The organism is Candidatus Didemnitutus sp., assembly GCA_019634575.1.
GTDB lineage: Bacteria > Verrucomicrobiota > Verrucomicrobiia > Opitutales > Opitutaceae > Didemnitutus.
Genome location: JAHCAY010000001.1, coordinates 1,548,859 through 1,567,383 on the forward strand (window position 1 = coordinate 1,548,859; position 18,525 = coordinate 1,567,383).

Below are 18,525 nucleotides of genomic sequence, written 5' to 3' on the forward strand. Positions count from 1 at the left end.
GACGGAGACGCGGGACGGTTTAGAAGCTGCCTTCCTGGCGGGGCACGGCGCGCTGCTCAGGGCGCAGCGCGATGGTGGTCGGGACCGTGGGAGCGGCAGCGCGCGTCTCGGACTTCGCGAGGACCTTGGGAAGGATGCCAACAGCGGCGATGAGGCCGCCCAACTTGGCAAAAAACGATTTGCGCGAACAGTTTGGGCTCACGGTGTGTGTGGTTCGTAAGCGGCGAGAAAAGGAAGGCCCTTCTGGGAAGTAAAACAAAATTTCCACGGGCATTTTGCCGCGGGCGACTATTAGCACACGGGGCGAATCGCACGAACCGGACTAATCCGCGCGCACGGTGCGGGCGGGACCGTTTTTCAGAGGGAAAATCCCAGCGGCGCGCCATCGACGACGCGCCGCGCGCGACAGGTCAGATGCGGGAAAAGGACCGCAAGATTCGTCGTCATAAGCGCCGCGCAGGCACTTCCCTTCCCTATTCCGGCCGGCTCAGCGGACGAACTCGCCGTCGCGCATCGGCCGGATTTCATCGCAGCGGTTCGCGATGTCCGGGTTGTGCGTGACGAGCACGACGGCCTGGCCGTTTTCCTTGGCGAGGCGGGTCAGGAGATCGAAGACCATGGCGGAGTTTTTCTGGTCCAAGTTGCCGGTCGGCTCGTCGGCGAGGATGATCGCGGGCTGGTTGGCGAGGGCGCGGGCGATGGCGACGCGCTGTTGTTCGCCGCCGGAGAGCTGCGTGGCGAGGCGGTGCGTCTTTTCACCAAGACCGACGTCGCCGAGGAGCACCTTCGCGCGCGCGACCATTTCGTCTTCCGACAATTTGCCGAGCTTGCGCATGGGCATCATGACGTTCTCCAGTGCGGAGAATTCCTGCATCAGGAAGTGGAACTGGAAAACGAAGCCGATGTGCTCACCGCGCGCGGCGGTGCGCTCGACGTCACCGCTGTTCGACATCAACTGCTCGCGAATCCAGATCGAACCGTCGTCCGGCTTGTCGAGGAGGCCGAGCAGGTAGAGTAGCGTGGACTTGCCGCAGCCGGAAGGGCCGACGATCGCGGTGACGCGGCCGGGATGCGCCTCGAACGATACGCCGCGCAACACATGCACGCGACCATCGCCCTGGCCGAGGTAGCGGTGCAGATTCTCGCAGCGGAGCGCGACTTGGGTTGCCGTGGCCATGTTACTGCGAGGTGCCGCGGATGATATCGCCGGGCTCGAGCTTGGCCGCGCGCTGCGCGGGGATGAGCGAGGCAGTCATGACGACAACTGCGGCGGTGACGGTCGCCGCCACGTAGTGCCAGATCGACCAGGCGACGACAAAGCTGTCGGTCGAGAAAATGCCGCGAATGCGGATGGGCAGCTTGGAAACGCCGTAAGTGACACTCGCCCCAAACACCCAGCCGAGGATAGTGCCGACCAACAGCACAATGGTGCCCTGCCAGATGAAGATGTGCGAGATGTCGCGCCGCGTGTAGCCCATGGAACGCAGGATCGCGATCTCCTTGGTCTTCTCCATGACGATCATCGCGAGGGTATTGAACATACCGAGGCCGGAGATGAGGATGATCGTGGAAACCGTGAGCGCCGACGAGACGCGCAGCGCGCGGAAAACCTCGAGCCACGTTTTCTCGCGTTCCTGCCAGCCTTGCGCGCCGTGGCGGAAAACGTTTTCCATCTGCACCGCGTCCTGCGGGGCGCGGTCCTTGTCGAAGAGCGCGACCTGGATGAAGGAGGCGCCGACGGTCTTCTTCAACAGCGAGCGCGCCTCGCCGAGATGCATGTAGATGCGGACCTTGTCGATGTCACTGACGCCGGTTTCGTAGAGCGCGCAGACGCGATAGCGGCGCTGCTGGTCGCCCGCCCGGAGGATCAGCGTGTCGCCGATGCTGACTTGCAGGCGGCTCGCGAGCACTGTGCCGAGGATCACGCCGCTCGGCGTGCTACGGTATTCCTCGAGCGTGCCGCGCACAATCTGGTGTTCGAGATCGGACACCGCGAGGTGATCCTCGAGCTTGATGCCGAAGACCTGCGCGGTGTCGTTCTTGAAGGAGCTGTCGGCCACGACGGAGCCGCGCACCACCATCGAGGCGCCGGAGACGTTTTGAAATTCCTTCAGCGCGCGCATGAGCAACTCGGGATTCTCAACCCCTTCGATATAGCGCCGGCCTTCGCGGGCGGAGACGAGGAATTTGCTCGCGTCCTTGTCATGCCCGGCGGCGGACATCGCGTAAATGGTGTCCTGGAACTTGTCCTCGATGCGAATGGCGCCGTTGGTGCCGAGGATCGTCTTGATGAAGAAGTCCTCGAAGCCGCTCGTCTGCGCCTGCGTGACGATGAAGAAGCCGACGCCGAACACGATGCCGGCGAGGCTCATGAGCATCGAGCGCTTCTTGGCGGTCAGGAAGCGGACGGCGATGCGAAGATTCGTCGAGACGGCGGCCACGCGAGTCGTTACTGCTGCGCCTTGGCCAGCTCGGTGCGGACGCGGTCGCCGTCGCGGAAGCGGTCCTGCTCCTCCACAACCACGTTTTCGTCGACGTTGAGACCTTTGAGGATCTCGACTTGATTCAACCCTTCGAAGCCCTTCTCCACCTTGCGGCGTTCGAGTTTGCTGCCATTGGCAACGTAGACGTAGTCGCCGACCAGCGCACGGCGCGGAATCAGGATGGAATTCTTGCGCTCGGAAATGATGATGCTCACTTCGCCGGTCAGGCCGGGCACGAGAACGCGGCCTTCAGGCAGGGACACGTCGAGGAACACGGTGTAACGTTGGGTCGCGGAATCGGCCGAGGGAAGGATCTTGGAGATGACCGCGTAGTATTGATCGGCGCCGTAAGTCAGAAAGCGAACCGAGGCTTTCTGCCCGACTTTGACCGTGGCGAATTTCTCTTCGCTGAGCTTGGCCTCGACCGTGCGCGTGGTGGCCATGGCTGTAGCGATGGGAGTGTTTTCGCCGATGAGGTCGCCCACGCGAGCGAAGACCGCCGTAACGACGCCGTCGGCCGGCGCGATCACCGTCATCTTGGCGCGCTCGCGCTCCTTGGCCCGCAAGCTGTTTTCGAGTGTCTGCAGGGCGAGCTTCAGATTCACCTCGTCGAGTTCCATCTTCTGCTCGAGCTGCTGGAGGGAGCGGCGTTGTTTCTCGAGCTCGGCCTGCGGATAGGCACCGGCTTCGGCCTGACGCGTGAGGTTGGCGACGGTGTCACGCATGTTGAGGACGTCCGCCCGCATGGTGGATCCGACCTCGACCTTGCGGCGGGCGGCAACGATGTCGTTCTTGATCCGTTCGATCTCGATATCGACGTCGCCGGTGTCGAGTTGCACCAGCACGTCGCCGCGGAAGACGCGTTTGCCGACATCCAGCGAGCTGTCGATCACACGACCGCGGACTTCGCTCTTCAATTCGTTGGCGAACTCGGCCTTGACCTCGACGGTGCCCTGCACGGTGTTCACGGCCGATCCGCGGATCGCGGGGGCCACGATGGCGACCGGGCGCAGCAGGAAACCGATCAGCCAAACGATGATTGCGAAAATGGCGGCGGCGGCGGCGAGGCGCACCACCCAGGTTTTGCCAGCTGTGCGGTTGCTCATTTTTTCGGAAGGAGTGCGACCACCGGATCCTGGTTCAAGGTTCCCAGGAATTCGCCGATTTTGAGCATCAGATCGAGCCGGGCGCTATAGGCGGAAATTCTCACATCAAAGAGCGCCAATTCTGCGAGCGAAACGTCCGACTCGGAAGCGATGCCACGCTTGAATTCACCCTCCTTCGCACGGAGCGCACCGCGACCGGAGTCGAGACCGCGGTCGGAAATAGCCACCGAACGAGCCGCGAAGTTTATATAGCGCGCTTGCGTTTGCGCCTGGCGCTGCATGCGTTCGGAAACTTCTGCGAGCTCGTTCTCCGCCTGGCGGCGGCGGGCGAGCGAGCTGCGCGTCGCCGCATAGCTGGCAAAGCCGTCGAAGATATTCCATGTAACCTGCACACCGATATAGCGCGAGTCGACGCGGTATTTTTGCGAGGCGTTGATCGAATAAGCCTGTTCGTCCTGGCTCGCACCCATCACCGCGGAGATCTTCGGACGCAGACGGGTCTGCTGGTTGCGAAAGGTGAGTTGATTGATTTCAACCTGACGACGCTGATTGATTACATTGACGTTCGGGCTCTCCTTGGCGCCAAGAAACGTGGCGAGCAGTTGCTCGAACACCTCGGGCGAATACGGCACCAGGGGAATCTCGTCGGGAATCTGACTATCTGCGATCGCCGGGATGCCTGCGAGCCGTGCGAACGACTGTTTGGCGTTCTCAAAATCGAACGCCGATTGCTCAAGTGCGATTTGGCCCCTTTCGGCGGCAAGGCGCACCGGGAAAGCATCGAGATCGGAGATCTCCTTTTTGGCCAGACGTGCCTCGGCAATCGACACCTGCTGCTGCGCGTAAGTCATGTAGCGCTGAGCACGGGCCAAAGCAACTTTCTGAATGATCAGATTGCCAAAACCTGAGCGCAATTGCTGCGCCAGCTGGCGATAGGCCTCGCGGTAATTACCTTCCGCCATCTGCTTGGCGATGACACCAATGCGGGCGTTGTTGCGGCGCTCACCCCAGAAGAACAGCGGCTGATAGAGCGAAAGATCGTAATAGACCTTTTTCACCCGTAAAACCTCGGTCTGATCGGCGCGATCGTCCTGCGTTTCAGTCATCCGATAGCTGCCACCCAGCGTGGGCAGCAAACCTGCGCGCGCTTCGATGCGACTATTTTCCGCTATCTCGAGATCAAGCGCATGGTTCAACATCTGCGGCGATTGCTGCACCGCATCGTGGAGAATCGGATCCAAGCCAGGCAGTGCCCGCTCAGGCAGGGTCAAAGTGTCGACGGAGGCAGCCGCCAACACGCCACCGCCAATCACCACGCAAGCCAGGATCGAATAACGCAATTTCATAGGCAATCTCGCCAAGGCGCAGCAAATGCCGAACCTTGGCAATCCGAAACGACAACCGAGCGCCGCCGACCCGCCTGCGAAAAACTAGCCTTGCGCGATTTCCGCCCGACTGGAGACTCACCCTTTCATGTTGCGCCGCATCGCGCCATTCGCCGCCGATCTCATCAGCCATCGCGAACTGCTGTGGCAGTTCACGCTGCGTAACGTCGAGATGCGGCACAAGGGTTCCTACCTCGGCATTGTGTGGTCGATCTTGAATCCGCTGCTGATGCTCGCGCTCTATGTGCTCGTGTTCGGCTACATTTTCAGCGGCACATTCGGTCGGGCTGGCGAAACTCGGCTCGAATACGGCCTGACCATCTTCCTCGGACTAACCCTGTTCCATTTCGTCACCGAGACGTTTGTCACGGCCCCGATCGTGATCGTGGGCAACCCGAACTTCGTCAAGAAGGTCGTCTTCCCGCTCGAAATCCTGCCCGCCGCCAACGTCGGCGGTGCCGCGATCCACCTGCTCATCGGCCTCGCCCTCGTGCTGCTTGGCGTCGTCACCCTCGGCGATGGACTCACCCTCTCCGCCCTCTGGTTGCCGGTGATTCTGTTCCCGTTGCTGTTGACCTGCCTCGGCCTCAACTGGCTGTTCTCCGCCCTCGGGGTCTTCCTGCGCGATCTCGCCCAACTGATCCAGTTTCTCTCGCTCGCGCTGCTGTTCGCCAGCGCCGTCTTCTACCCCAGCTCCCGGATCCCGCCGGACGTATGGCCGGTCATGCGCTTTAATCCCGCGCTCATCGCCATCGATCTCTCCCGCCACACGGTCCTCTGGCACGAGCCGATCCGCGGCACTCACCTCGCCTATCTCTATGCCGTGGGCCTCCTATCCTGCTACGTCGGCTACGCCATCTTTCGCCGGCTGAAACCGGCCTTCGCCGATGTCCTCTGAGGCACCTCCTGTCTTGCCGCCTCCCGGTTTGGTCTTCTGGCTTTTCGGCCTCTCCGGCGCCGGCAAATCCACCCTGGCGGGCGCATTGGCCGCGTCGCTGCGCGCCGACGGCCGCGCCGTGCTGACGCTCGACGGCGACCGGTTGCGCGAGGGCTTGTGCGCCGGCCTCGGCTTCAGCGACACCGACCGCGCCGAGAACCTCCGGCGCGCCGCCGAGGTTGCGCGCCTCGCCAGCGAATCGGGTCTGACCGTCGTCGCCTCGTTCATCACGCCGCGCGAGGCCAACCGCGCCGACGTCGACCGGATCGTCGGCGCCGCTCGCGTGCGCTGGATTCACGTTTCGGCACCGCTGGATGTCTGCCGTGCCCGCGACGTCAAAGGCCTCTACGCTCGCCAGGCCGCGGGCAAGGTGCCGCAGTTCACGGGCATCTCGTCCGCCTTCGAGCCGCCCACACAAGCCCACCTCTCGCTCGACACGCTGGCCGAAACCCCGGCCGACTCCGCCGCCCGGCTGCTGGCCTTCGCCCGCGCCGCGCTCCGCTGACATGTCGCAACTCCACCTCGATCACCTCGACGCCCTCGAACACGAAGCCGTGCACATCCTGCGCGAGGCGGCGGTGCAGTTCCCGCGCGCCGCGATCCTGTTCTCCGGCGGCAAGGATTCGCTCGTGCTCGCCGCGCTCGCGCGCAAGGCCTTCGCGCCGTCGCGCCCGCCGTTCGCGCTGCTGCACGTCGACACCGGCCACAACTTCCCCGAGACGCTCGCCTTCCGCGACGCCTTCGCGCGCGACTTCGGCTTCAAGCTCCTCGTCCGCCGCGTGCAAGACACCATCGACGCCGGCCGCGCCATCGAGGAGACCGGCCCGCAGGCCAGCCGCAACGCGCTCCAGACGATCACGCTGCTCGACGCCATCGCCGAGCTCCAGCTCGACGCCGCGCTCGGCGGCGGGCGCCGCGACGAGGAAAAGGCGCGCGCCAAGGAACGCATCTTTTCCCACCGCGACGACTTCGGCCAGTGGGATCCAAAGAACCAGCGTCCCGAGCTCTGGAATCTCTACAACGGCCGCAAGCGCCCCGGGGAGCACTTCCGCGTCTTCCCGCTCAGCAACTGGACCGAGCTCGACGTCTGGTGCTACATCCAGCGCGAGCAGTTGCCCCTGCCCTCGCTCTACTTCGCCCACGAGCGCGAGGTGTTCCTCCGCCACGGCTCGCTGCTCGCCGCCTCGCCCGTCCTCCCGCTCCTGCCCGGCGAGACGCCCCGCCGCGAGCGCGTGCGCTTCCGCACCGTCGGCGATATGACCTGCACCGGCGCCGTGCGCTCCACCGCCGCCACCCTCGACGAGATCATCGCCGAGGTCGCCGCCGCGCGCCAGACCGAGCGCGGCACGCGCCACGACGACCGCCGCTCCGAGACCGCCATGGAGGACCGCAAGCGCGCGGGCTATTTCTGATGGACCTCCTCCGCCTCATCACCTGCGGCAACGTCGACGACGGCAAGAGCACGCTGCTCGGCCGCCTGCTGCACGACACCAAATCCATCTTCGAGGACCAGTGGGACGCCGTGCAGCGCGCCAGCGAGCGCCGCGGCGACGCCTACACCGACCTCGCCCTCCTCACCGACGGCCTCCGGGCCGAGCGCGAGCAGGGCATCACCATCGACGTCGCCTACCGCTACTTCGCCACGCCGCAGCGCAAGTTCATCCTCGCGGACTGCCCCGGCCATTTCCAATACACGCGCAACATGGTCACCGGCGCGTCGTCGGCCCAGCTCGCGCTCCTCCTCATCGACGTGCGCCGCGGCGTCACCGAGCAGACCTGCCGCCACGCCTTCCTCTGCACGCTGCTCCGCATCAAGCACCTCGTCGTCTGCGTGAACAAGATGGACCTCGTCGGCTACCGCCGCGAGGAGTTCGAGCGCGTGCGCGAGCAGTTCATGGCCTACGCCGAGCGCCTCGACGCCGCCGACATCCAGTTCGTGCCGATGGCCGCGCTGCCCGGCGACAACGTCGTCGAAAAATCCCCGCACATGCCGTGGTATGAGGGCACGCCCCTCCTCTACCTGCTCGAGAACGTCTTCGTCCGCAACGACGCCAACCACCAGGATCCGCGCTTCCCCGTGCAGTTGGTCATCCGCCCGCAGGACCCCGCCGCGCCCGATTTCCGCGGCCTCGCCGGCCAGGTCGCCAGCGGAGTGTTCCGCCCCGGCGACGAGGTCACGCACCTGCCGACCGGCTTCACCGCGAAAATCAAAAGCATCCGCGACCCTAACGGCACCGTCGCCCAAGCCTTTCACCCGATGTCCGTCGTGATCGAGCTCGACCGCGACCTCGACGTCAGCCGCGGCGAGATGCTCGCCCGGCCCAACAACTACCCGACCGCTTCGCACGAGATCGACGTCATGCTCTGCTGGTTCTCCGACAAGCCGCTCGACCCGACGCGCCGCTACGTCCTCCAGCACACCACCCGCGAGGCGAAATGCCTGATCAAGGAAGTGCGCTACAAGCTCGACGTCACCAGTCTCCACCGCACCAGCGAGCCCGGCCCGATCGGCATGAACGACCTCGCGCGCGTCACTCTCCGCTCGCAGGCCCCGCTGTTCTGGGACAACTACAAGAAAAACCGCCAGACCGGCAGCGTGCTCCTCGTGGACGAAGCGACGCACGCCACCGTCGGTGCCGGCATGATCCTGTGATGGACAGCGAAACCCTCATCTCCGCGCGCAATCTCTCCAAGGCCTACCGCATTTGGAGCGATCCCGCACAGCGCCTGCTCGGTCCGCTGCTCGCCGAGGCCGCGCGCTGGGTGCCCGGCTCGGCCGGCGAGTCGTTGCGCAAAAAAGCCCACGCCGCCTACCGCGACTTCTACGCGCTGCACGACGTTTCGTTCGAGCTCCGCCGCGGCGAAGCCATCGGCATCGTCGGCCGTAACGGCGCGGGCAAGTCGACCCTGCTCCAGCTCATCGCCGGCACATTGCAGCCCTCCGCCGGCGAAATCCAAGTGCGCGGCCGCGTCGCCGCACTCCTCGAACTCGGTGCCGGCTTCAACCCCGACTTCACCGGCCGGGAGAACGTCTTCCTCAGCGGCGCGGTCCTCGGCCTGTCCAAAGCCGAGATGGAAAAGCGCTTCGATTCTGTCGCCGCTTTCGCCGACATCGGCGAGTTCATCGAGCAACCGGTGAAAACCTATTCGAGCGGCATGATGATGCGCCTCGCCTTCGCGGTGAACACCTGCGTCGACCCGGAGATTCTCATCGTCGACGAGGCGCTCAGCGTCGGCGACGCGCCGTTTCAGGCGAAATGCTTCCGCCGTCTCCGGCAACTCATCGAAAACGGCGTCAGCCTGCTCTTCGTCTCGCACGACCTCGGCACCGTCCGTTCGATCTGCTCGCGCGCCCTCTGGCTGAAAAACGGTCGCGCCGAAATGTGGGGCGAAGCGAAAGAAGTGGCCAAAGCCTACGAGAAATTTTGCTGGGCCGAGCAAGGAGTCACCTTGGGCGAGCCTCTCACGGCCGCGGAAAAAGCCCCGACGTCGGCAGCTCCTTCAGGCGGAGAACTCGCCCTCCCGCCGGGAGCCGGGGAGGGCCGCTATGGCACGCACCAGATGGAGATTCGCGGCGTCGCGTTGGAACTATGCAACGGCACACCGGTGCCCGACCACAAATTCGATTTCGGAGCGGAAGTCCGATTGCGCTTCGCCATCGAAGCGCGAACCGCCTTCAAAGGTAAGATACGTGTCGGTGTGCGTGTGAAGACGGCACGGCAGGACGTCGTGCTCACGATCAGCAACCTCGACGGCTCCGCGTCCGTCAACCTGCAGTCCGGTCACCGGCTGGAGGCCCGTTATGAGTTCAAGCTTCCGCTCGCGCACGGACACTACACGCTCATGGCCGCGCTTTTCGCGATTACACCGCTCTCCGAGGAACATGCGGAAGTTTATACGTTCTCCAATGCGACGATCCTCGACTGCATGGAGAATCTCATCGCTTTCGAAATGCGCCCGCGTCACCCGATACCCGCGGTGGGTCCCGTGCACACGAACTGCCCTTTGGAAATATCCCTCCACTCCCCCGCCGGCGCTTCTCAGTCGTGACACCTTTCCAATCCGCAGTCCTCGACATCTATCCGCCACCGCGGCTGTTCGCGGTGGTATCGTGGGGCGCCGCAGGCACGTCATGGCTCGCGCGGGCGCTCAATGCCCACCCTGACATATTCTGCGTCCACGCCGCCGGCACGATGTGGAAGATCTTCGCCGGGTGTCCGCCAGTCGACGGCGTCGAATATCTGCGTATTGTCGGAGCACAGGGCTACGCCCATGCCTGCGCGGGGGACGTGCACGGCGTGTCGCGCCACACGATTCCCGCACTGCGACAGGAATTCGGGGATCGCTTCCGCTCGGCCGTGCTCGTGCGCGATCCGCTGCCACGACTGCGCTCTCAGCTGGCTCTGATGAACCGGCTGCGAGCTTTCCAAGGCTGGGACGTCAGCCATGTCGACATGATGGCACGCACGTGCGGGTTTGACCCGACAGGATGGAGCTACGACGAACGTCTTCAGTTTCACGCCGCGAACATGCTCAATGCCATTGTCGAAGAAACCGCAGTGGGGCCTATTTTCCGCCTAGAGGATATCAGTCGCAGCGCAACAAGCCTCGAAGCATTGCTTCGACACCTGACGGCTGGCGAAGTCACCGCCCCCATGTGGTGGGCGAAGCATGTGCTCGAATCGCGACCGGTAAATTCGCACGCCTCGTCCGTTTCTAACGTCGCCCTCAATATCTCACCTGAGCTTCTTCGCGCCGTGTTGCGGCCGGAGGCGATCAAGATCTACTGCGACCTCGGTTATCAACTGGCCCTGTGATCACGCCCCCCATCGTCACGCATGTTCCGGACCGTCCGCCGATTACTTTGCGGGCATATTACCCGCAGTTCGCGGAGTATTACCGGTGGTGCGAACTCGGGGTGAAAGCGTGGTTCGTGCAAAATGTCGGCCCCGACTGGGTGTCGCTCGATTGCGGCGCCAATATCGGATATCACTCCATCCTCCTCGGACAGCTAGCGCCGACGGGACGAGTCTATGCATTCGAACCCACGTCGACCAACGAAATGCTGCGCGACAACCTGGCATACAACGACCTGAGAAACGTCGATGTCATTCCAGTCGCCTTGGGGGCGGAGAGCGGCCGAAGCCACCGCGCACTGTTCCGTATCTGGGGCGAGCAGCCGGCATCGGGGGACTACGATTTCACCACCATCGATGATTTCGTCTTCCAACGACAGTTGTCCCGAGTCGACCTGATCAAGATTGACGTAGACAGCTTTGATTTCGAGGTGCTGCGAGGGGCGAAGCGGACACTCGAGCAATTCGACCCATGGGTGATTGTCGAAATCAACCGCAACCTCGCACTGCAGGGCTCCTCGCCGGAGGAGGTCTTTGATTGGCTCGCTGCTCGCGGCTACACCGCGACGCGCCCGCTCGATTCCGAAAATTTCCTCTTCAAACGGACGGCGCCATTCGGACTGGGCTGGTTGCCGATCGCCGTGGCGAATTGGGCCGCGGCCTCCGGCACAACCAAGGACATCATACGGCTCATCCCCAGAAACCCGGAGAACCGTCCCTGGGCGAACGAATGGTATCTCCCCAAGGCTCTCGGCACCGCTCTGACCGCGCCACAACTACCTGTTTTCCCACCTGGCCAGTCCCCTGAATGGCAGCGCTGGCAATTCTGGGCATTTGCGCGGGCCTTCGCCCCTGATTTGGTGCTCGGTTTCGGCACTTCCGCGTTGGAAACGACGCGGGCGGCACTCGATGGTGCGCAGTCGATACAATCGGCGGCGCGCGGCCATGTATTTGCCGCGGAGTCGACCTCGGCGCCGTCGGGCTCACTGACGCATTCTTCCGGCCTACCGACCGAAGCGGAGCTGCGTTGCCTGCTTGATCCACCTGTTCGTGTGCTCGTCTTGTGGGAGAACGTCCAACTGCCGCGATTGGTGGAATGCGTGCTAGGATGCCTGCTGCCATTGCTGGAGCAGCGCGAGCACGTCGTGGTGCTAAACAGCATCTCCGACGGTCGCTACACCTCGGCCATCCCCTACGACGAAAATGGTCGCGGCATGCTGGCCCTAGGCAATGCGTGGTCGTGGCGGACGGATCTGCCGGCGTTGATTGACTTTCTCGAGCGCAACCGGCTCACCCACTTTTCTTCCGACCATGCGATCCGTTTGGTCTTTGAATCAGACCCCGACCTCGAACGCCATGCGGTCGCGGTGCTTGGCCCCCGCCATTCTCACCAAGCCCACTGGGGTTGGTTCTCGTTGAACGAGCATAAAGGGCCTTATTTCTATCCCGCGTTTTTATGAACCAAGGCGTCGTCTCCAGTCCCGACTTCCTCCGCGTCGCCTCCGCCGCGCCCGAACTGCGCGTCGCCGACGTCGAGTTCAACGCCTCGCGCATCGTCGCGTGCCTGCAAACCGCCGCGCAAAACGGCGCCGCGCTCGCGCTTTTCCCCGAGCTCAGCCTCACCGGCTACACCTGCGGCGACCTGTTCTCCCAAGCGCTGCTCCACGAGCGCGCCAAGGACGAGATCCAAAAGATCGCCGCCGCCACACGCGACCTCGCCATTCACGCCGTGGTCGGTCTGCCGCTCGTCCACAACGGCCGCCTCTACAACTGCGCCGCCGTGCTCGGCGCCGGCCGCGTCCTCGGCTTCGTGCCGAAGGTCTATCTCCCGACCACCGCCGAATATTACGAGGAACGCTGGTTCACCTCCGCCGCCGGCATGGGTCCGGCCGAAGTCGCGCTCGGCGATGAGCGCGTGCCGCTCGCCAGCCAGCTCCTGTTCGAGGACGTCGCGTCGGGCTGCACCTTCGGCGTCGAAATCTGCGAGGACCTCTGGGCCGTGCACCCGCCGAGCGGCGACCTCGCGCTCGCCGGCGCCAACCTCATCCTCAATCCCTCCGCGAGCAACGAACTGCTCGGCAAAGCCGACTACCGCCGCGACCTCGTCCGCCAGCAATCTGCGCGCTGCATGACCGCCTACGCCTACGCCGGCGCCGGCCCGGGCGAGTCGACCACCGACGTCGTGTTCTCCGGCCACTGCATGATCGCGGAAAACGGCTCGATGCTCGTCGAATCCGCGCGCTTCAAATTCGACTCGCAGATCGTCTACGCCGACGTCGACGTCGGCCGTCTGCTCCACGAGCGGCTCTGCAACAGCTCCTTCTCCGCCGCCAGCGCCACCGTCGCCTTCCGCCGCGTGCCGGTATCCCTTGCGGCCAAAGTTCCGCCGTCCGCACCGCTCGGCACGCTCCGCCCGAACCCGCAATATCCGTTCGTCCCGCGCGACGCCACCGCCCGCGCCGCGATTTGCCACGAGATTTTCGCCATCCAGTCGACCGGCCTCGCCAAGCGCCTCAAACACACCGGCGCGAAGAACGTCGTCCTCGGCATTTCCGGCGGCCTCGACTCCACCCTCGCGCTCCTCGTCACCGTCCGCGCGTTCGACCTGCTCGGGCTCGACCGCAAGGGCATCCTCGCGCCGACGCTGCCCGGCTTCGGCACCACGAAACGCACGCGCTCCAACGCCGAGAAACTCGTTGAGCTGCTCGGCGCCACTCTCCGCGTGATCCCGATCGAACCCGCAGTGCGCCAGCATTTCGCCGACATCGGTCACGACCCGAAAATCCACGACATCACCTACGAAAACGCGCAGGCGCGCGAACGCACCCAGATCCTGATGGATCTTGCCAACAAGGTCGGCGGCTTCGTCGTCGGCACGGGCGACTTGTCCGAGTCCGCGCTCGGCTGGTGCACTTTCAACGGCGACCACATGTCGATGTATCACGTGAACAGCGGCGTGCCGAAGACCCTCGTGCGCTACCTCGTCGACTGGTGCGCCGACTCCGAGTTCTCCGGCGAGACCTCGCAGGTTCTGCACGACATCGCCGACACCCCCATCAGCCCCGAGCTGCTCCCGATCAACGAAGCCGGCGCACAGCACCAGCAGACCGAAGATGTCGTCGGCCCCTACGTGCTGCACGACTACTTCCTCTACCACATCGTGCGCCACGGCAGCCGGCCGGCGAAAGTTCTCTATCTCGCCGAGCTCGCCTTCGCGGATCAGTTCGATCGCGCCACGATCCTGCGTTGGCTCGACGTATTCGTCCGGCGCTTCTTCTCCCAGCAATTCAAACGCTCCGCGATGCCGGACGGCCCCAAGGTCGGCTCGGTGGCCCTCTCGCCGCGCGGCGATTGGCGCATGCCCAGCGACGCTTCGGTCGCAGAATGGCGGGTTGAGCTCGCTCGATTGTCAAAAGGCTAGGACGGTCCCTGGCCGACACCTCTTCGCATCATGAACACTCACGGGCCAACTCTCCTCCACGATCCGCCATGCAACTTCCGCGTGACGGCGATTTGGCCAATTTCTGGCTTCGCCACCATCTCGAATCCGCCATCCCCGAACTGACGAAGCGCGAACTGAACGACGACGCCCGCGTCACCGCGCTGCGTCGCTGGCTTTATCGCTTTGTCTGCGCTTCCGACGAGGAAACCGTTCTTCACCGCCGAGGCTTCCAGCACCACCAACTGTCGCCGACGGCGTTGCTGTGGTGCACGCTGACGCACACGGCCGGTTGCTTCTGCGATAGTGCCGCCGAACTGGCACGTCGCGTTTACGAGCTCTTCGGCTATCGCGCCTGTGTCTACGACATGGGCGATCCCGAGACCGGAGCCACGCACGCAACCACCCTGGTCGAAATCGTTCACGCCGGCCGCGCCCGCGTGACCATCCAGGACACCTATTTTGGATTCACCCTTCGCTACGCCGACGACTCGCTGGTCGATTTCTGCGACCTGCAAGCACGTCTCGACACCGGCCGCACTGACGGCATGGGCTTCGACTGCGATAACGACCTGAAATGGCTGCTCTACGGCCCCTCGAAAAGCGTGCCCGGGATCATGCAGCACTACGCCTTTCGCTATCGCAAAGTAGTCCAGAAGCCCCGCCTCCAGGCCGTGCTCGGGCAATGGCATCTGGAAGGCTTCCTGCGCGGCGAGCCGCACTACGGCGCATTTCTGCGCGCGCACCACCCGAACGAAAATCCCCTCTGGCTTTTCCGCTGGCCGGTCTTCGTGACCGCTAACGATATCGGTCGCGAAATTGCGCCGCATGTGCCGCCGCGGCGGGCGGTGGCGTGATGAAATCCTCGCCCCATCGGGTGAAACGCCGCGCTGGCAAAGCGCCGTTGACTCCGGCCGCCGCGTTTGACGTTCTCCCCCTTCCCATTTCTCCATGAAAGACAAATTGATCGTCGTCTGCGGTGCAGGCGGTTTCATCGGTGGTCACTTGGTGGCCGATCTGCTCCGACAAGGTCACACGCGCATCCGCGCCGTAGACATCAAGCCGCTCTCCCGCTGGTATCAACGCTTCGACGGCGTGGAAAACATCTCGGCCGATTTACAGGAGCTCGAAGCCTGCCGCCGCGCCACCAAGGACGCCTATTGGGTCTACAATCTTGCCGCGGACATGGGCGGCATGGGCTTCATCGAAAAGAACAAAGCCCTCTGCATGCTCACGGTGCTCATCAACACGCACCTGCTGAAAGCCGCCCGTGAGCACGGCGTGCAGCGACTCTTCTACGCCTCCTCCGCCTGCGTCTACGCCCACGACAAACAGACCGACCCGAACGTCACCGGCCTCAAGGAAGCCGATGCCTATCCCGCCATGCCCGAAGACGGCTACGGCTGGGAAAAACTCTTCTCCGAGCGCATGTGCCGCCACTTCACCGAGGACTTCGGTTTGGTCACCCGCGTGGCCCGCTACCACAATGTCTACGGCCCGCACGGCACATTCGACGGCGGCCGTGAGAAGGCGCCTGCGGCCATCTGCCGCAAGGTCATCGCCGCCCAGATGAGCGGCCAGCACGAGATCGAGATTTGGGGCAGCGGCGAACAGACGCGCAGCTTCATGTTCATCGACGACTGCCTGCGCGGCACGCAGGCCATCATGCGCAGCGACACGATCACCTTCCCGATTAACCTCGGCTCCGAGGAGAAGGTCTCGATCAACCAGCTCGTCGACCTCGTCGAGTCGATCGCCGGTGTGAAGCTGAAGCGCAACTACAACCTCTCCGCCCCCAAGGGCGTCAACGGCCGCAACTCCGAGAATACGATCATCCGCCAATACCTCGGCTGGGAGCCCTCCATCCCTCTGCGCACCGGCATGGAAAAAACCTATGCCTGGATCTACGACCAGATGAAAGCCGGCGCCTCCAAGGACTCCGTCGTCAACCAAAGTTAACATGACCACCGCCACATCTCTGGACGAAGTCCGCAATTATTGGAATCGCCGCCCGTGCAACCTCCGCCATGGCACGGCGCCGGTCGGCACGCGCGAATACTTCGACCAAGTCGAAGCGCGCAAATACATGGTCGAGCCGCATATTCCGGGCTTCAGCGAATTCGAAAAATGGAAGGGCAAGAAAGTCCTCGAGATCGGCTGCGGGCTCGGCACGGCGGCGGTTTCATTCGCCCGAGCCGGTGCCGACTACACTGCGATCGAACTCTCCGACGAATCGCTCAAGCTCGCGCGCCAGCGGTTTGAGGTCTTCGGCCTGAAAGGCAAATTCTACTCGGGCAACGCTGAGGAACTGTCGCGATTCGTGCCCGTCGAGACCTACGACCTCATCTACTCCTTCGGCGTCATCCACCACGCGCCACACCCGGAGAAGATCGTCGCGGAAGTCCGCAAATTCATGAGCCAGCAATCGGAGTTCCGGTTGATGCTTTACGCCAAGAATTCGTGGAAAAATATCATGATCGAGGCCGGCTTCGATCAGCCGGAGGCCCAGTCCGGCTGCCCGATCGCTTTCACCTATACGCATGATGAGGTGCGCGCGCTGCTCGCCGGCTACGATGTCGTCGAGATCCGTCAGGATCACATCTTCCCCTACGTCATCGAAAAATACGTTCACTACGAATACGAGCTCCAGCCTTGGTTCAAGGCCATGCCTCGCGAAATGTTCCGCGCGCTCGAGCAAAAGCTCGGCTGGCACACCCTGATCACCGCCAAACTGCACCGCTAAATTCCCCCCTGTCATGATTCAGAACGTCTCGGTCATCGGCCTCGGCAAACTCGGCGGCAGCATGCTCGCCGGCATGGCTTCCCGCGGCCTCAATGTCATCGGTGTCGACGTAAACCAACACGCCGTCGACGCGGTCAACGCCGGGCGCGCACCGGTGCAGGAGACCAACCTCGGCGAAACTATCGCCGCGAACAAGGAACGCATCCGCGCGACCATAAGCACGGACGAGGCCGTGCTCGGCTCCGACATCAGCTTCGTCATCGTGCCCACGCCCAGCGACGAACGCGGAGCGTTCACGCTCCAATACGCCCGCTACGCCTTCAAATCGCTCGGCCAAGCCCTGAAAAAGAAAAACGGCTACCACGTCATCGTGCTCACCAGCACCGTGCTGCCCGGCGCGACGCGCCACGGCCTGCTGCCGATCCTCGAGCAGGAATCCGGCAAAAAATGCGGCCCGGATTTCGGACTCTGCTACAATCCCGAATTCATCGCGCTCGGCTCTGTCATCCGCGATTTCCTGAACCCCGACTTCTATCTTCTCGGCGAATTTGACTCGCGCTCCGGCGACCTGCTCGAGCAAGTCCATCACCGCGTTTCCCAGAACAATGCGCCCGTAAAACGCATGAGCCTCGAGAACGCCGAACTCGCGAAGATCGCCGTGAACAGCTACGTCACGATGAAGATCTCCTACGCGAACATGCTCGCCGAGTTCTGCGAGAAGATCCCGGGCGGCGACGTCGACGTCGTCTCCGACGCCCTCGGCATGGACAAGCGCATCGGTCGCAAATACCTCACCGGCGGCTTCGGTTTCGGCGGCCCCTGCTTCCCCCGCGACAACGTCGCACTCGCCTTCATGGGCCGCGAGCTCGGCGTCGACAGCCGCCTGCTCAAGGCCAACGACGACTACAACCGCAGCATTTCCCAACGCTACGTCGAGAAGCTCCAGCCGCACTTCCCGAAGGGTGCTAACGTCGCGGTGCTCGGCCTCGCCTACAAGCCGCTCTCCCACGTCATCGAAGAATCCCCCGGCGTCTACCTCTGCAAAGCGCTCTCCGAAGCCGGCTATCGAGTGGTCGGCCACGATACCCTCGCCGCACCACACGCCGAGACCGCACTCAAGATGCACGCGCTCATCACCGACTCCCTCGCGGCCGCGTTAAAAGACGCCAACGTGGTGCTCGTGACCACGACAGACCGAGCTTATACGGAGCTCACCGCGGACCAGCTGCTGCAGGGGAAAACGACGGTGACCGTCGTCGACTTCTGGCGCACGCTCAAGCATCTCGCCGCCGACTCGCGCATCACCTACGTGCCCGTCGGCCTCTGCCGCGACACTGAATCGGCCGCCGCTGGCGTCAGCCCGCTGTGGACGCTCTGAACCACTGGCGGACGGTCTGACGCGCATATTCTCTGTTTCGCTCCGGCAGCGCGCCGCTAGCTTGCCGGCGTAACCTCGTCCGCGCCATGACGCCCCGGCAGCCTCGCGACCGCTTTCGCGTCACGTCATTCTGGCGATCGGTGCCGCGCTCGTCTTCGGCGCGGCCGGGCTTTAACCACATCTACGGTGGAGCACGGA

Annotated in this window: 17 protein-coding genes; 12 read left to right on the plus strand and 5 right to left on the minus strand. The window is 63.7% G+C overall.

Going from position 1 to position 18,525, the window contains the following annotated elements; translation table 11 throughout:
• Positions 1–19: 19 nt before the first annotated feature.
• The 5 genes from KF715_06590 to KF715_06610 form a co-directional block, all read right to left on the minus strand.
• Positions 20–202 (minus strand): hypothetical protein, encoded by a 183-nt coding sequence (locus tag KF715_06590; protein ID MBX3736333.1) that lies wholly within the window; start codon positions 200–202, stop codon positions 20–22.
• 285 nt (positions 203–487) lie between these two features.
• The gene (locus tag KF715_06595; protein MBX3736334.1) at positions 488–1,177 is read right to left on the minus strand and encodes an ABC transporter ATP-binding protein; all 690 of its coding nucleotides are present in this window, start codon (positions 1,175–1,177) and stop codon (positions 488–490) included.
• Between the two features lies 1 nt (position 1,178).
• On the minus strand, positions 1,179–2,378 hold the full coding sequence (locus KF715_06600) for an ABC transporter permease (GenBank protein ID MBX3736335.1): 1,200 nt from the start codon (positions 2,376–2,378) through the stop codon (positions 1,179–1,181).
• A 71-nt stretch (positions 2,379–2,449) separates the two neighbouring features.
• The gene (locus tag KF715_06605) at positions 2,450–3,589 is read right to left on the minus strand and encodes an efflux RND transporter periplasmic adaptor subunit (protein MBX3736336.1); all 1,140 of its coding nucleotides are present in this window, start codon (positions 3,587–3,589) and stop codon (positions 2,450–2,452) included.
• Complete coding sequence (locus KF715_06610) at positions 3,586–4,935, minus strand: TolC family protein (protein ID MBX3736337.1); 1,350 nt, start codon at positions 4,933–4,935, stop codon at positions 3,586–3,588. The genes KF715_06605 and KF715_06610 overlap by 4 nt, the downstream gene beginning before the upstream one ends.
• Before the next feature lie 127 nt (positions 4,936–5,062).
• On the opposite strand from KF715_06610, the gene KF715_06615 reads away from it, so the two are divergent.
• The 12 genes from KF715_06615 to KF715_06670 all read left to right on the plus strand — a co-directional run bounded on the left by KF715_06615 (position 5,063) and on the right by KF715_06670 (position 18,327).
• Entirely contained in the window at positions 5,063–5,872 is an 810-nt protein-coding gene (locus tag KF715_06615) for an ABC transporter permease (GenBank protein MBX3736338.1), read from the plus strand.
• 13 nt (positions 5,873–5,885) lie between these two features.
• The gene (gene cysC, locus KF715_06620) at positions 5,886–6,416 is read left to right on the plus strand and encodes an adenylyl-sulfate kinase (GenBank protein ID MBX3736339.1); all 531 of its coding nucleotides are present in this window, start codon (positions 5,886–5,888) and stop codon (positions 6,414–6,416) included.
• A gap of 1 nt (position 6,417) precedes the next feature.
• Entirely contained in the window at positions 6,418–7,323 is a 906-nt protein-coding gene (cysD, locus tag KF715_06625) for a sulfate adenylyltransferase subunit CysD (protein MBX3736340.1), read from the plus strand.
• Entirely contained in the window at positions 7,323–8,564 is a 1,242-nt protein-coding gene (locus KF715_06630) for a sulfate adenylyltransferase (GenBank protein MBX3736341.1), read from the plus strand. The genes cysD and KF715_06630 overlap by 1 nt, the downstream gene beginning before the upstream one ends.
• Entirely contained in the window at positions 8,564–9,961 is a 1,398-nt protein-coding gene (locus KF715_06635; protein ID MBX3736342.1) for an ABC transporter ATP-binding protein, read from the plus strand. The genes KF715_06630 and KF715_06635 overlap by 1 nt, the downstream gene beginning before the upstream one ends.
• Positions 9,958–10,728: a hypothetical protein gene (locus tag KF715_06640; GenBank protein MBX3736343.1), complete on the plus strand. Its 771-nt coding sequence runs from the start codon at positions 9,958–9,960 to the stop codon at positions 10,726–10,728. The genes KF715_06635 and KF715_06640 overlap by 4 nt, the downstream gene beginning before the upstream one ends.
• Positions 10,725–12,227 (plus strand): FkbM family methyltransferase, encoded by a 1,503-nt coding sequence (locus tag KF715_06645; protein ID MBX3736344.1) that lies wholly within the window; start codon positions 10,725–10,727, stop codon positions 12,225–12,227. The genes KF715_06640 and KF715_06645 overlap by 4 nt, the downstream gene beginning before the upstream one ends.
• Positions 12,224–14,188, plus strand: a complete 1,965-nt coding sequence (locus KF715_06650; protein MBX3736345.1) for an NAD(+) synthase — start codon at positions 12,224–12,226, stop codon at positions 14,186–14,188. The genes KF715_06645 and KF715_06650 overlap by 4 nt, the downstream gene beginning before the upstream one ends.
• Positions 14,189–14,256: 68 nt before the next feature.
• Positions 14,257–15,063, plus strand: a complete 807-nt coding sequence (locus tag KF715_06655; GenBank protein ID MBX3736346.1) for a hypothetical protein — start codon at positions 14,257–14,259, stop codon at positions 15,061–15,063.
• Positions 15,064–15,157: 94 nt separating this feature from the next.
• Positions 15,158–16,165, plus strand: a complete 1,008-nt coding sequence (locus KF715_06660) for an NAD-dependent epimerase/dehydratase family protein (GenBank protein ID MBX3736347.1) — start codon at positions 15,158–15,160, stop codon at positions 16,163–16,165.
• A 1-nt stretch (position 16,166) separates the two neighbouring features.
• The gene (locus KF715_06665) at positions 16,167–16,949 is read left to right on the plus strand and encodes a class I SAM-dependent methyltransferase (protein MBX3736348.1); all 783 of its coding nucleotides are present in this window, start codon (positions 16,167–16,169) and stop codon (positions 16,947–16,949) included.
• A gap of 13 nt (positions 16,950–16,962) precedes the next feature.
• Positions 16,963–18,327, plus strand: a complete 1,365-nt coding sequence (locus KF715_06670; GenBank protein MBX3736349.1) for a nucleotide sugar dehydrogenase — start codon at positions 16,963–16,965, stop codon at positions 18,325–18,327.
• Positions 18,328–18,525: the final 198 nt, after the last annotated feature.

Coding starts and splice junctions, on each gene's coding strand:
- KF715_06595 (MBX3736334.1), bottom strand. CDS start 1,177: ATGGCCACGGCAACCCAAGTCGCGCTCCGCTGCGAGAATCTGCACCGC.
- KF715_06600 (MBX3736335.1), bottom strand. CDS start 2,378: ATGCTCATGAGCCTCGCCGGCATCGTGTTCGGCGTCGGCTTCTTCATC.
- KF715_06605 (MBX3736336.1), bottom strand. CDS start 3,589: ATGAGCAACCGCACAGCTGGCAAAACCTGGGTGGTGCGCCTCGCCGCC.
- KF715_06610 (MBX3736337.1), bottom strand. CDS start 4,935: ATGAAATTGCGTTATTCGATCCTGGCTTGCGTGGTGATTGGCGGTGGC.
- KF715_06615 (MBX3736338.1), top strand. CDS start 5,063: ATGTTGCGCCGCATCGCGCCATTCGCCGCCGATCTCATCAGCCATCGC.
- cysD (MBX3736340.1), top strand. CDS start 6,418: ATGTCGCAACTCCACCTCGATCACCTCGACGCCCTCGAACACGAAGCC.
- KF715_06630 (MBX3736341.1), top strand. CDS start 7,323: ATGGACCTCCTCCGCCTCATCACCTGCGGCAACGTCGACGACGGCAAG.
- KF715_06635 (MBX3736342.1), top strand. CDS start 8,564: ATGGACAGCGAAACCCTCATCTCCGCGCGCAATCTCTCCAAGGCCTAC.
- KF715_06650 (MBX3736345.1), top strand. CDS start 12,224: ATGAACCAAGGCGTCGTCTCCAGTCCCGACTTCCTCCGCGTCGCCTCC.
- KF715_06655 (MBX3736346.1), top strand. CDS start 14,257: ATGCAACTTCCGCGTGACGGCGATTTGGCCAATTTCTGGCTTCGCCAC.
- KF715_06660 (MBX3736347.1), top strand. CDS start 15,158: ATGAAAGACAAATTGATCGTCGTCTGCGGTGCAGGCGGTTTCATCGGT.
- KF715_06665 (MBX3736348.1), top strand. CDS start 16,167: ATGACCACCGCCACATCTCTGGACGAAGTCCGCAATTATTGGAATCGC.
- KF715_06670 (MBX3736349.1), top strand. CDS start 16,963: ATGATTCAGAACGTCTCGGTCATCGGCCTCGGCAAACTCGGCGGCAGC.